Genomic DNA, 14,370 nt, shown 5'->3' on the forward strand with positions numbered 1-14,370 from the left:
TCTTTCCCGGAGAACCGGTATAAAAACTGTTATTTTTTATCTTTGCTTGCAAGCCCCTGGTCACGTGATTTGAAAATATGATCAACTATGCCGTACTCGAGAGCTTGCTCTGCTGTCATCCAGTGATCTCGTTCTGTATCAGCCATGACCTTTTCAAAGGGCTGTCCGCAGTTTGCTGCCAAAATCTCGGCCATATGCTTCTTTGTACGAAGTATCCATTCTGCTGTGATCTGGATTTCGGTAGCCTGTCCCTGAGCTCCTCCGGATGGCTGATGGATCATAACCTCTGCATTGGGAAGGATCATTCGTTTTCCTTTTGTTCCTCCCGCAAGGAGAAATGCTCCCATGGAAGCTGCCATACCAACGCAGATTGTGGAAACATCACACTTGATATACTGCATGGTGTCATAAATAGCCATGCCATCTGTAATAACACCGCCCGGGCTGTTGATATAAAGGCTGATATCCTTGTCAGGATCCTCTGACTCAAGGAATAAAAGCTGTGCAACTACCAAAGATGCAGTGTCATGATTTACTTCATCTCCTAAAAATACAATACGTTCATTAAGAAGTCGTGAAAAAATGTCATAGGAACGTTCGCCTCTTGAGGTTGACTGAATGACATAAGGAATTGTTGTAATATCAGTGAAATTCATATTTAACCCTCCATTTTAAGATTATTCTACTATTGTCTAAAATCGAAAACAATGAAGTGTCACTTCACTATTGGATCCGGGGTGTATTAAGAATAAAAAGGCGATGCAGTCAAAAATGCATCGCCTTTCTGATGGTTATAAATATATGACAGTCTGATGATTATTTATTCAGTCGATATAATTATTCTGCTGACTCATCATTGTCAGACTTCTTTGACTTCTTCTCAGCCTTTACAAGATTTGCCTCAGAAACGAGGAAGTCAACTGTCTCCTGGAATGCAAGATCCTTTCTCATGCTCTCCTTCTGGGAGTCGGTAACATTCTTCATGAGATCCTCATACTTCATCTTGTAAGACTCAGCAAGCTTCTTAAATTCTTCATCAATGCGCTCATCAGATACAGTAATGTTTTCAGCCTTCATAACTGCTTCGATAACAAGAGATGTCTTGATGTTTCTCTCTGCGCTCGGAACCATCTGCTCTCTGAGCTGCTGAACAGTCTGGCCTGTGATCTTGAGATACTGATCCATAGGGATGCCCTGCTGCTGAAGTCTCATCTGATAATCGTATACCATGTTATCAAGCTGGGACTCGATCATTGCCTTAGGAATATCTACAGAAGCATTCTCTACAACCTTGGCGATAACACTGTTCTCATTAGCGGTTGTTGCTGACTTTTCCTTTAAATCCTTAAGGCTCTTCTTGAGATCCTTCTTGTACTCATCAAGAGTATCGAACTCGGAAACTTCTGAAGCGAACTCATCATCTGCTTCAGGTACCTGCTTCTCCTTTACAGCCTTGATGGTTGTCTTGAAAAGAGCTGCCTTTCCGGCAAGATCCTTTGCACCATACTCTTCAGGGAATGTAACATTAACATCAACGGTTTCGCCTGCTGAGTGACCGATAAGCTGATCCTCAAATCCCGGAATGAATGTTCCTGATCCGATTGTAAGAGGATAATCCTCTCCCTTGCCGCCTTCGAACTCCTTGCCGTCAACAGTTCCTACGAAATCGATGGTTGCGATATCATCCTTCTTGATAGCACGCTCTACATCGATAACACGTGCATTCTTTTCAAGCTCCTGCTTGAGCTTTTCGTTAACTTCCTTGGCAGATACGGTTGTATCAGCCTTCTCAACAGTTACACCCTTGTACTCACCAAGAGTTACTTCAGGCTTAACAGCTACTGTTGCTGTATAGATAAGGTTCTTGTCCATGCCGATCTGATCAACACCGATTTCAGGTCTTGATACGATCTCGAGACCTGACTCCTTAGCGGCATCAGGGTATGTTTTGTCGAGAATCTCGTTAAGTGCTTCCTCAAAAAATACCTGTGGACCGTAGGTCTTCACGATCATATCCTTAGGAACACGGCCTTTTCTGAAACCGGGGATGTCGAAACGTCCCTTGCTCTTGTTATATGCAACATCAATGGCCTTTAAAAACTCGGCATTGTCTACCTCTACGGTCAGCTTGGCCATATTGTTTTCAAGATTTTCAACTTTAACGCTCATTAAGAGTACCTCCAAAACTTATCGTTTCTAAATATTTTATATGCAACCCACAGGGGAAATGCGCATACTTCTCCCGTGCGTAAGCACGTCCGAGTCAAGAGTATAACACGTACTTTTGCTTATATCAAGGATTTTTGCGAAGGCAGAATGCCTCTTGCAAGTCTGGAATTTGTATATTCACCGCCGGCGGTGACATCCGGGCCGAACCATTCCGGGGCTGTAAAGGAGTTTTCCTCTTCTATTGTTTCAAATTCAACTTCTATAAGACTGAAACCGGAAAGGTCTCCTTCGAATATATCAAGCTCAGCAGTGTGTTTCCCTACAGGTATCATGTATCTTTTTTTTCTGATGATGGATCCCTCATGCTTTTTCAGGAGATTTTCATAAGATGCTTTGTCCAACGGCAGGTTATATTCTTCGTGAAAAAAGTCTCCGATGCCTTTGTAGGTCAGTTCGTATTTGTCGGTTTCCTTACTTTCGTCATGGCGTATCCTTATGGTCGGACTAAAGTTAAGGTAAGCCTGCTCCAGAAGACGTACCGGATATTGTTCAAGGTTCTCAGGCATCTTCCTGATCAAAAATTTGCGCTCTATTTCCATTCCCATGCTTGCTTCTCCTGCGATAAAAAAAGAGCCGGGCATAAAGTCCGGCTCTGAAAACTCTGATCAATATAAATTACTCAGCGTCTGTCTCTTCAATTCTCTCTGCTTCTGCTTTTCCGACTGCATCGATATCTACATCGGCAACGTCAGAATTCTCAGCATCCGGAAGAAGTGCCTTCATGCTAAGAGAAATCTTACGATTGTCTACATCAAGGTCTACAATCTTAGCCTCAATATCCTGTCCGACTGTAAGAACGTCTGCAGGCTTGTTTACGTGATCCTTTGAGATCTGAGATACATGAAGAAGTGCATCAATGCCCTTCTCAAGCTCGATGAATGCACCGAAGTCAGTCATACGGGCAACCTTGCCGCTTACTATTGTACCAACAGCGAACTTAACCTCTGCATCCTTCCAAGGATTCTCATCAGGAAACTTACGTGTAAGAGCAATTCTCTCACCGTTGATCTCCTTAACGAGAGCTGTAACTTCCTGACCCGGCTTAAAGATCTTCTTAGGGTTCTCGATTCTTCCCCATGACATCTCTGAAATATGAAGAAGACCGTCAGCTCCGCCGAGATCAATGAATGCACCGAAATCAGTAAGATTCTTAACTACACCTGTACGAACATCGCCAACCTTTAACTCTGAGAAGAGCTTGTCATGCTGCTCTCTCTTTGTTGCAGTCATAAGCTGCTTTCTGTCACCGATGATTCTGCGTTTCATAGGGTTGAACTCAGTGATAACGAACTGAATATCCTCACCCTGATACTTGTTGAGATCTCTCTCGAATGTATCTGATACAAGAGATGCGGGAATAAATACTCTCGCACCGTTAACTTCAACATTGAGACCGCCCTTAACAACCTGAACTACCTTTCCTGTAAGGACTGTCTGATTCTCGTAAGCTTCCTTAAGCTCTTCAGAAGCTTTTGAAGCAATAGCCTCTCTGTGAGAAAGAGCTACCTGACCTTCACCGTCATTTACCTTCTTTACCTTGCATTCAATCTCGTCACCAACATTGACTACTGTGGTAAGGTCTAATGTATTGTCTGCGCTGTAATCACTTCTTGTCATGATTCCGTCTGACTTGTACCCAATGTTGAGTGCAATCTCATCAGGCTTAACACTGATAACTTTGCCAGTAACAATCTCCCCTGCATGAATAGATTTTAATGATGCGTCAAGCATCTGTTCAAAACTCATTTCTGACATAATTTTGAACCTCCTCAATAATTTCTTTCGGGGTGCTTGCCCCAGCTGTAATACCTACGTTTTGAATCGCGTCATCGTAATTAAAGTCAAGATCGTGAACCGTCTGTATCAACTGGGTTTCCGGACACTGGTTTTTGCAAATCTCGAATAACTTTTTTGTGTTAGATGAACTGCTTCCTCCAATGACTATCATGGCATCGGAGCTTTTGGCAAGTTCCTTTGCTTCAGACTGTCTCTCGAAAGTCGCGTTACAAATCGTATTAATAGCATTAACATCATAAAACTTTTTTTTCAAAATATCAATAATTTGTTGAAATTTATCAGTGTTGAATGTTGTCTGTGCCACTACTGTAACTCTTTGACCATTTCCTTCCGGAAGCTTTTCTGCGGATTCCATGTCGGAAATGGTGGAAATATCACCTTCGCCCCATCCGATGATCCCGATTATCTCCGGATGATCCGGATTTCCTATGACAAAAACTTTTTCTTTATCGGCAGTATATTTTTGCGCCAGTCTCTGGATTTTCCTGACAAACGGGCATGAGGCATCGATTGTTTCGATGTTTCTTTCCTCGAGAATGCCGTAAACGGATTTGGGCACTCCATGTGCTCTGATAATGACTATTCCGTCTGTAAGGGCTTTTAGATCATCTTCGGTATCAAGAATCTTTACTCCAAAGGAAGCAACCTTGTCTATGACGGTTTCGTTATGTACTATGGGACCATAAGTATATATCTGCTTGCGCTGTTCTTCCGGTTTTTGCTTTTCTCTTTCGATTATCTCATATACGGTATCTACTGCCTTCTGAACACCGAAGCAGAAACCGGCTGTTTTTGCTAATGTTACATTCATCTCTTTATCACTATATCCAGAATACTGTCTATTGTTTCGTCTATTGTAAGATCGGAGCTGTCAATGAGTACGGCATCCTCTACTTTGATAAGGGGGGAGTTCTCTCTGTGCATATCCCTGTAGTCACGTTCCGCGATCTCTTTCTCAACCTCTTTGATGTCGCAGGTCTCACCCTTCTCCATCAGTTCTTTTGCGCGGCGTCTCGCCCTTTCTTCTACTGAAGCTGTAAGATAAATCTTCGTATCTGCGTTTGGCAGAACCTTTGAACCGATATCACGACCGTCCATGACTACAGAGGTTTTCGAAGCCAGCTTTTGCTGGAGAGCTACCAAAAGGTCTCTTACAGGCTGATACTGTGATACCGTTGAAGCGGCTGCTCCTACCTCCTGTGTTCTTATTTTAGAGCTTACATTTTCCCCATTGAGGAAAACCTGCTGTGCGCCTTCTTCGTCATAGCTTATGCTAATGTCTATATCCTTTATTCCGGCAACAACCAGGGATTCATCATTTATGTCTGTTCCGTTGTTAAGGCAGTAAAGTCCTACTGCTCTGTACATGGCACCCGTGTCGATATAAACATAACCGAGTTCTCTGGCTACTGCTTTTGCTATTGTTGATTTTCCTGCTCCGGCAGGACCGTCGATTGCTATACTGTATGGCATAAATTCCTCCTTATCTATAAATGCATGTTTTTCGCCGGTTATCTCTGATATACAGATGCGGATCTAATCGGCTTATATTCTTATGTTAATGCTGCCTGCTGCCCTGCAAGGTGTCCTGTTGAAAAGGCCATCTGCATATTGAAGCCTCCCGTATAACCATCCACATCCAGAACCTCTCCTGCGAAATACAGACCTTTGACCTTTTTGGACTCCATGGTGTTCGGAGAGATTTCCTTCACCGAAACTCCTCCCTGGGTGACGATGGCTTCCTTGAAGCTTCCGGTGCCGCTTACGGTATAATCAAAGTTTCTTATGAGGTCAATGATGACTTTTCTCGTTTCACGGCTGACTTCACTAACCTTTCTATTTATGTCTGTTCCCTTTTGTTCCAGACGGGCGTTGAAAACAGGTATGAGCTGTGATGGGAACAGGTTGGAAAAAGTGTTCCTGAGTTCCTTGTTTTTGAATTCCTGAAAATCTCTGAGAAGCCTTTCGTCAAGCTGTGAGTCATTCAATGCAGGCTTCAGGTCTATATGGACTGTCAGGAGCTTTCTTTTTGAAGGATCATAGGCATTGAGATACTTTGTGAGAACTGCGGATGCGGAAATGATCACGGGTCCTCTCAAACTATCTTCCATAAAATCCAGATCACCAAAATCTTTGTAGTAGGTTTTCCCGTTATCTTCGGTGATGCGTACGGCTATATTTTTCAGAGTCAGACCTTTCAAACGGAATATATCCGGCTCATGAACCGTGAGGCAGACGAGAGACGGATAGGTTTCGGTAACTGCTATGCCTGCGTCCTTTGCAAATCTGTAGCCGTCTCCGGTAGAGCCTGTTGAAGGATAAGCAAGTCCGCCGGTGGCTACTATCACCTTGTCTGCAGGAAACTTTCCGTAGGAAGTCTCTATCCCGGAAACCTGATCTTTTTTAAAGGTGACAGCCCGGACTTCTGTTTTGTAATGGATCTCAACACCAAGCTTTTTGATATAATGCTTCAATGCATCCGTGATGCTGTAAGCATGGTCTGACACAGGGAAGACGCGGTCGCCGCGTTCTGTTTTTGTGCGGCATCCGTTTTTCTCCAAAAGATCTATAACATCATAATTTGTGAATGAGTAAAGGGCAGAATATAAAAATCTCGGATTTGTGACATAGTTTTTGAAGAATTCTTCCATGTCACAGGCGTTGGTTGCATTACCCCGGCCTTTTCCTGTTATAAAAATCTTCTTTCCCAGCTTGTCGTTTTTTTCCACCAGATGAACTTCTGCATCGGGATTTGTTTCCTTGGCAGCTATGGCAGCCATCATACCGGCTGCACCACCGCCTATGACGTATATTTTCACTTTATCTCCTGATATTACATGATAAAAATAACCCGGGTCTTTTAAGTCCCGGGTAAAAGAATGATCAGCTTCCTTTAGTTTTTAGCACTTAAAACAAACATATTATATATTGCTTTAATTGCTTTTTCAAAGTCTTCGTTTCTGACTCCGATGATGATGTTGTACTCACTTGAACCCTGATCGATCATTTTGATGTTAATATATTCATGGGCAAGTGCTGAGAAGATTCTTCCTGCGACACCGCGGGAGGACTTCATGCCACGACCTACAACGGCAACAAGAGCTATGTCGGATTCAAGTTCTATCATGTCCGGATTAACGGCACGCTGTATTCCGTTGAGAACCTTCTGCTCACAGGTCTCCAGCTCTTCCTGGTGTATAACCAAAGTCATGGTATCAATGCCGGAAGGAATATGCTCAAAAGAAATATGGTTGTCTTCAAGAACTGTCAGGATCTTGCGGCCGAAACCGATCTCTGCGTTCATCATGGCCTTTTCAATGTTAAGGGCACAGAAATTTTTCTTACCGCTTACACCGGTGATGACGAAACGCGGCTTTTTCAAAGTGTCCTGTACTATCATGGTACCGTGATCATCAGGTTTGTTGGTATTCTTGATCTGGATAGGGATACCTTCTTTACGTACCGGGAAGATGGCATCTTCGTGAAGAACTCCGGCACCCATGTAGCTTAACTCTCGAAGCTCTCTGTAGGTTATATAATCAATGACTTCCGGATTCTTTACTATACGGGGATCTGCTACAAGGAAGCCTGATACATCTGTCCAGTTCTCATAGAGATCAACATGCTCGGCAGCCGCAATGAGGGAGCCTGTAACATCAGAACCTCCTCTTGAGAAGGTTACGATATCACCATCCTCATTTGCACCATAAAATCCGGGGAAGACAGCATAATCAACATCGGTCAGGGCATCGTTGATGGCTGTTTCGGTTTTTGCAAAATCACAGGTTCTGTCCTTGTTAAATACAAAGCAGGATGCAGAGTCTATAAAGGTAAAACCAAGGTATGCAGCCATAAGCTTTGCATTGAGATATTCACCCCTGGATGCGGCATAGTCCTTGCCGGCACCGTCAAGGAGATCATGAGCTATCTTATCAAAATCCTCATCCATATTGATATCAAGTCCGAGTCCGTCGATGATCTCCTGATAGCGATCCTTGATCTTTGAGAGGATGGGATTGAAATTCTGTTCAGAGGATGCAGCATTGTACAGCTGGTACAACATATCTGTTACCTTTGTGTCCTTGGAATCACGCTTGCCCGGAGCAGAAACTACAATGTAATGTCTGCTTTTGTCTGAAACAATGATATCCTTAACTTTTTTAAACTGTTCTGCAGAGGCACAGGAACTGCCGCCAAACTTTGCTACTTTGATCATGATTACTCCCCTATATTGCAATTGATATACATGAACTGAATTATAGCATCCGAATAAAGGATAAACAACATTTCATTCTAATATAGCAGGTATTACTTAATAGAGGTATATGTAAAGAAGAGCGGTCGGGCATCCATTTGAATGCCCGACCGCTCGTATCAGTTATCATTCATTCCTTATAGCCGCAAGAGGGCTGAGCTTCATAGCCCGTACAGCCGGAATGTAACCCGCTATGGAACCTACTGCAATGGCGAAAACGATGGCAAAGCCTGCCAGCCACAAAGGTATATATGACAGGGATCCGCTGTTGTTGCCGTATCCTATGAACATGGAAACCATGTCATTGGTACCGGAGGAACTGAAGAAATTGATAATGTATGAAATGATGTAGCTTACTACAAGTCCCGCTATACCTCCCATGAGACCGATGATGCCGGATTCAAAGAGGAACATGTTTTTGATGTCCGACATATCACAACCAAGCACCTTCATTACACCAATCTCTTTTGTACGTTCATATATGGACATCATCATAGTGTTCATGATACCTATGGCAGCAACCAGAAGAGAAACACCGCCGATGCCTCCAAGCACCATCTGAACCATATTGAGGGATTCCTGGGCAGATTCCAGCCATTCCATGTTGGAGCTTACGCTGAAGCCGAGGTTTGAGATCTGAGTCTGCACATCCTTGACATTGGCCATGTCATCCACAAAAACATAGATGGTATCGTACACGTAATAGGTATAGGGCTTCCCGTTCTTGGTTGTACGGGGATTGGGAACCAGAGCCTTTTTATATATTTTCTGCAGGAAACGTTTCAGCGTATTGATGTCTGCATATACATTGTATGAGTCGTAGGACCAGTCTTCTTTTCCGCCGCGTATGATACCGCATATAGGGAAAATGTATTTTTTGGATATCTTGGTTTTTGGGGACTCCTCTGAGCTGTTGTTCTTTTTTTCAACATAGCTGCTCTCGGGAAAAATAAAAAAGATGGTATCTTTATCAGGATTGATCTCGATGCTCTCGTAGGTAGTCGGCTTATAAAAGGAGTTATAAAGGAGCTGGTTTCCGAGTATAAGGCTGAGCTGTCCCTGATCGGGTTCAGGTATGGTACCACCCTCTCTGAGCTTAAGCTGCTCGAGATAGTATTGGGAAACACCGCATATGGTAAAATTACCATCATAACCATTACATTTGGCAGTGACATTAACTTCGAGAGAAGGACTTACGCTTACCACATGGTCAAGTGAAGCAAAGAGTTCAACATTTTCATCCGTGAGTTCTGTCTGTTTCTTGTTCTTTGAGGTGCTATCTCTGTTTTCGTAGCTTTCACGAACACGGATAAGAGTGAGCGAGCCTTCATCCTGATAGGATTTAAGCATCATGTCACTCATGCCGAGCCCCAGGCTTACCATGACAACTATGGAAGCTGTACCGATGACAACGCCGAGAATTGTCAGCAGGGTTCTGGTTTTACGCCTTCTAAGATTACTTATTGCAAGCTTAAATAAATCAGATAGTCTCATCTGTATCCTGTTTCTGTTCCTTTTCCTTCTTCTTTTTTCTTATGAAGAGGATTGTTGCTGCTGCGCCAAGTACGCCGGCAAGTATGGCTCCCGGAAGCTTAAATGAGTCTAAAGGAGAGGCTTTGACGTTGTCCTCCTCCGGATAAACCCTTTCAAATTCTTCGGGTATATCCTCCGTCACGTAGAGATTTATGGTTTCTTCCTGTGTAGAGGTCTCTCCGTTAATGTCTTCATAGGAGATGGTTACACGTATGGTTCCGTCATCCATCGTCGGGGAAGTTCCGGTGATCATGGCATCAACAGTACCTGATTCTCCGGGCTTAATGTTTCCGACGTAAGCACTTGTGCTTTGAATGGAATCTGCATCAAAGGCTACGGTTACATTGTAAAGGATAACCTTTCCTGTATTGTTTATATTAAACATGACATTGGATTCATTTCCTACTGTCACACTTTGGGGCATGATGTCATAACCTGTGCAGGACAGACGGGGGATCTGCTTTACCTCTATATCCAGGGTAACTTTTTCTTCGGCATTCTTGAACTCAGGTGAGTCGAATTTTTCATTTATGGTGATGGCATAGGCTCTCGGATTTACACCGGCGCCTGCTATCATGGTCCATGAAACCTCCTTTGCTTCACCTGCATTTAAAGCATTTATTACTGTGGAGTTGGAGCCGTTCTCCGTTGAGAAAACATTGGAATTATCTACCTTTTCGGATTCCACTGTAAGGAGAATGTTGCTGGCATTTATATTTGTGCTGGCATTTTCTATTTCCACAAAAAGCTTAAAAGGCTGACCTGCATAAACCGCTTCCGGTTCGGTATGGTATGAACCTACAACGAGACGCGCTTTTGTACGGTCGTTTGCATTGAACTCTCTTGTGGAGTCCGGTTCGGTATCATTCATGGAAGGGTTATTGATATTTACAAAGAAGGTATGAGTTTCCTTTGACTGCAGGGTTGCATCAGGTGTGCGCTTGTAGGTCACGGTATAAATGATGGGATAATAACCGCTGGCAGCATTTCTTTTTATATTCAGGACATAAGCCGGGGAAATGATCTCTTCGGGAGTTACGGCCTCGAAGGTCTGGTCATAGTTGGACTGGCTTATCTCGAAAGGAAATTGTTTTGAAGCGCTTGCCTTTGAGTAGGCTGTATTCTGGAATTCCTTGGTCGGGTCCAGAGCATTTTCCATGTGAACCTTTACATCGTAGAGAGTACGGTTTGTCTGGTTTCGGAAATTCACGGTATAAGCCATCTGTGATGGATAGCTTGCGGCAGGAGTAACCTGGTTTTCACCTACTACAAAAGCGGACTCCTTCTCGGTTGAAGCGGGATCCGTTATCTCACCCTGCTCGAGCACGCAGATGTTTATGAACTCGGCTCTGTTGAGACTTCCGTGGTCTCCTGAAGGATTTTCGGGAACATCATAAAATATAGATACGGGAACCCCGTAGTAGCCGGCCTTGATGTCACTTCTTAAGTGTACGTTAAAGGTGACCTCGACATACTCTCCCTTTTTGAGGGTGCCCAGGTTCTTTTCCTGAGTCATGGTGGAGGAATTGATCTCCAGGGGATAAACGCCCCCGTCTACAGGATAGGTGAGACCGAGGGAAGCATTGTAAGCTCTGGCGGCACCTGCCTGGTAACCTTCGTTGTAAGCTTCAGACTCTTCTGCTTCATCGTCGGGATCGTAGGGATTGGTCCTGTTTGCACTTGGAACTATACCGTTTGTGTTTATGAGATTCTGATCCTGTGAAAGACGAACCCTTACATTGTTGATATGATCGGATTTCGGATTGTAGAGACCGTTTTTACCGTTATAGCCGATTCGGACGGTCAGCTGCATATCCTGCCCTATCACTCCTTCGGGTGTGGGATCAGCATCGTGGATAAAAGTATTAAGGTTGGTATCTACATAGGAAGCTCTTGCACTTATGGGTGAAGTGACAGAAAGAGCAGCCAGAACCATAAAGAAGCATATGCTGATGCTCAAAAATTTTTTTATTAAAAGATTTTTCAATAATACAGCTTTTTTCATTCTACCTCCGATACTGCCGGAGCTGCATCTATGCCCACGATTTTTAATCGTGGGAGCCGCGCGGCTTAGAGCGCTTCAAAAGAATCCGCAAGGATTCTTTCTATACTGCCCACGATTTTAATAATATATCAGTTTTCCGGTGTTACGACACAATATGGTTCTGAGCCGGTTTCCCTGAGGATTTCCTGTTCTATGGAACTCTCTTTATTGATGACGGTTTCCACTATATGACCGTCCACAACTCTTAACTGGCGATCTGCCCAGGATGCAATATGCGGATCATGGGTTACCATGACCAGGGTGCGGTGTTCCTCTTCCACAATTTTTTTCAGCAGGTTAAGGACATCATCGGTTGTATGTGAATCAAGGTTACCGGTTGGTTCATCTGCAAAAATGATCTTTGGATCAATAACCAGAGCTCTTGCGATTCCTACACGCTGCTGCTGACCGCCGGACATCTGATTAGGCATATGCAGCCCCTGATCACCTATGCCTATGAGCTCCATATAGTGTTTTGCGGCTTTTGTCCTGGTTTCTAAGGGTACGCCACGAAACATAAGTGGCATGGATACATTTTCAAGGGCATTCATGGATGGGATCAGATTATAGCTTTGGAATATAAATCCTACGTTTTGTCTTCTAAATGCCACCAGCTGGGATTCGTTCATGCGGTCAATGCGTTTGCCGGCGATCTGTATGATCCCGCTGCTGGGGGCTTCCAGCCCTGCCAGCATATTGAGACAGGTGGATTTTCCGGAGCCGGAGGTCCCGACTATGGCGATGAACTCACCTCTGTATATATCAAAGGAAACGCCGTTCAGGGCATAGACTTTGTTGGTTCCTATATTGAAGATTTTATATAAGTCCCTGACCTTGATAAGTGGTTCCAATAGAATCCTCCCAATAGTATTACACCATAAATCAGGGAAACACTGATTCAATGTTTCCCTGTAGTTTATGAAAAAATGTAAGACAATTATAGGTCAAGTGAATCATTAATACAATCTACGAATACTTTAAGAAACTTGTAACAGTTCAGCCGGTATTTCTCATCAAAATTATGCTTTGAATAAAAAAAGTCTGTTCCCGGACAGGTATGATATGCCATCCGAAAACAGACTATTCATTTTTGGAAACGCTGATTGGCGAAAATGTTTACCCGGAAATATTATTTCTTACCCTCAATGGAGTTCCAGTTCGGTGTAAGAACTTTTGTTCCGCCCATGTAAGGCTGGAGAACCTCAGGGATAGTGACTGAGCCGTCTGCCTGAAGGTGATTCTCAAGGAATGCAATAAGCATACGTGGAGGAGCTACACAGGTATTGTTAAGAGTGTGTGCAAGATGGATCTTTCCGTCCTTGCCCTTGATACGGATCTTAAGTCTTCTTGCCTGTGCATCGCCGAGATTTGAACATGAACCCACTTCGAAATACTTCTTCTGACGAGGTGACCATGCCTCAACATCGCAGGACTTTACCTTAAGGTCGGCAAGATCTCCTGAGCAGCACTCAAGTGTTCTTACAGGTATATCCATGGAACGGAAGAAATCTACTGTATTCTTCCATAACTTTGCATACCAGTCCATAGAATCTTCAGGCTCACATACTACGATCATCTCCTGCTTCTCAAACTGGTGGATACGGTAAACACCACGCTCCTCAAGACCGTGGGAACCCTTCTCTTTACGGAAACAAGGGGAATAAGATGTAAGTGTTAAAGGCAATGTATCTGCCGGAAGGATCTGATCGATGAAACGACCGATCATGGAGTGCTCAGAAGTACCGATGAGGAACAGATCCTCTCCCTCGATCTTGTACATCATTGCATCCATCTCGGAGAATGACATAACGCCGTCAACAACCCTTGAACGAATCATGTAAGGAGGGATAACATAAGTAAATCCTCTTCCGATCATGAAATCACGGGCGTAGCTGAGTACTGCTGAGTGAAGACGTGCGATGTCTCCCAGAAGATAGTAGAATCCGTTTCCTGCAACACGTCCCGCAGCATCCATATCGATACCGCCGAAGGATTCCATGATATCTGTGTGATAAGGAACCTCGAAATCAGGAACAACAGGGTCGCCGAAACGTTCATTCTCTACATTATGAGTATCATCCGGACCGATAGGTACAGACGGATCGATAATGTTAGGTATGATCATCATGCGCTTTGTGAGCTCTTCATTAAGCTTGGGCTGTAACTCTTCAAGCTCCTTAAGTCTGTCGGCATACTTTGAAACCTCAGCCTTGACCTGCTCAGCCTCATCCTTTTTGCCCTGAGCCATAAGAGCACCGATCTGCTTGGAAACGGAATTTTTCTTTGCACGAAGGTCATCAGCCTCCTGCTGGCACTTTCTGGCCTCTGCGTCATATTTGATCACTTCGTCAACCAGTGGAAGCTTCTCTTCCTGGAACTTCTTTTTGATATTTTCTTTTACAAGCTCCGGATTTTCTCTGACAAATTTAATGTCTAACATAAGATCCTCTCTCCTCCCGGAAATTAACTATAAAATATGCTTAAAAAGCACCTAATAACTATAGCGTTATTT

General features: G+C 43.7%; 12 protein-coding genes. All 12 read right to left on the minus strand.

Going from position 1 to position 14,370, the window contains the following annotated elements; translation table 11 throughout:
- Positions 1-29: 29 nt before the first annotated feature.
- The 12 genes from clpP to serS all read right to left on the minus strand — a co-directional run bounded on the left by clpP (position 30) and on the right by serS (position 14,298).
- A complete protein-coding gene (clpP, locus tag G625_RS0106675) occupies positions 30-656 on the minus strand; it encodes an ATP-dependent Clp endopeptidase proteolytic subunit ClpP (RefSeq protein WP_084152795.1) in 627 nt (208 codons plus the stop codon).
- A 181-nt stretch (positions 657-837) separates the two neighbouring features.
- On the minus strand, positions 838-2,169 hold the full coding sequence (gene tig / locus G625_RS0106680) for a trigger factor (RefSeq protein ID WP_029200500.1): 1,332 nt from the start codon (positions 2,167-2,169) through the stop codon (positions 838-840).
- A gap of 119 nt (positions 2,170-2,288) precedes the next feature.
- Complete coding sequence (locus tag G625_RS0106685; protein ID WP_029200501.1) at positions 2,289-2,768, minus strand: CYTH domain-containing protein; 480 nt, start codon at positions 2,766-2,768, stop codon at positions 2,289-2,291.
- Positions 2,769-2,844: 76 nt separating this feature from the next.
- The gene (rpsA, locus tag G625_RS0106690) at positions 2,845-3,984 is read right to left on the minus strand and encodes a 30S ribosomal protein S1 (RefSeq protein WP_029200502.1); all 1,140 of its coding nucleotides are present in this window, start codon (positions 3,982-3,984) and stop codon (positions 2,845-2,847) included.
- Positions 3,965-4,837, minus strand: a complete 873-nt coding sequence (ispH, locus tag G625_RS0106695) for a 4-hydroxy-3-methylbut-2-enyl diphosphate reductase (RefSeq protein WP_029200503.1) — start codon at positions 4,835-4,837, stop codon at positions 3,965-3,967. Before ispH ends, rpsA begins: the two co-directional genes overlap by 20 nt.
- On the minus strand, positions 4,834-5,499 hold the full coding sequence (gene cmk, locus G625_RS0106700) for a (d)CMP kinase (protein WP_029200504.1): 666 nt from the start codon (positions 5,497-5,499) through the stop codon (positions 4,834-4,836). The genes ispH and cmk overlap by 4 nt, the downstream gene beginning before the upstream one ends.
- Before the next feature lie 80 nt (positions 5,500-5,579).
- Entirely contained in the window at positions 5,580-6,845 is a 1,266-nt protein-coding gene (locus tag G625_RS0106705) for an NAD(P)/FAD-dependent oxidoreductase (protein ID WP_029200505.1), read from the minus strand.
- Positions 6,846-6,919: 74 nt separating this feature from the next.
- Positions 6,920-8,242, minus strand: a complete 1,323-nt coding sequence (locus tag G625_RS0106710; RefSeq protein WP_029200506.1) for an aspartate kinase — start codon at positions 8,240-8,242, stop codon at positions 6,920-6,922.
- 165 nt (positions 8,243-8,407) lie between these two features.
- Entirely contained in the window at positions 8,408-9,775 is a 1,368-nt protein-coding gene (locus G625_RS0106715; protein WP_029200507.1) for an ABC transporter permease, read from the minus strand.
- Positions 9,762-11,819 carry a COG1361 S-layer family protein gene (locus G625_RS18735; RefSeq protein WP_044931893.1) on the minus strand — a complete coding sequence of 686 codons (2,058 nt, stop codon included), beginning with the start codon at positions 11,817-11,819 and terminating at the stop codon, positions 9,762-9,764. Before G625_RS18735 ends, G625_RS0106715 begins: the two co-directional genes overlap by 14 nt.
- 128 nt (positions 11,820-11,947) lie before the next feature.
- Positions 11,948-12,709 (minus strand): ABC transporter ATP-binding protein, encoded by a 762-nt coding sequence (locus G625_RS18740; RefSeq protein WP_084152796.1) that lies wholly within the window; start codon positions 12,707-12,709, stop codon positions 11,948-11,950.
- A gap of 278 nt (positions 12,710-12,987) precedes the next feature.
- A complete protein-coding gene (serS, locus tag G625_RS0106730) occupies positions 12,988-14,298 on the minus strand; it encodes a serine--tRNA ligase (RefSeq protein ID WP_029200508.1) in 1,311 nt (436 codons plus the stop codon).
- Positions 14,299-14,370 lie beyond the last annotated feature (72 nt).

Source organism: Oribacterium sp. NK2B42 (assembly GCF_000424445.1).
Taxonomy (GTDB): Bacteria; Bacillota; Clostridia; order Lachnospirales; family Lachnospiraceae; genus Oribacterium.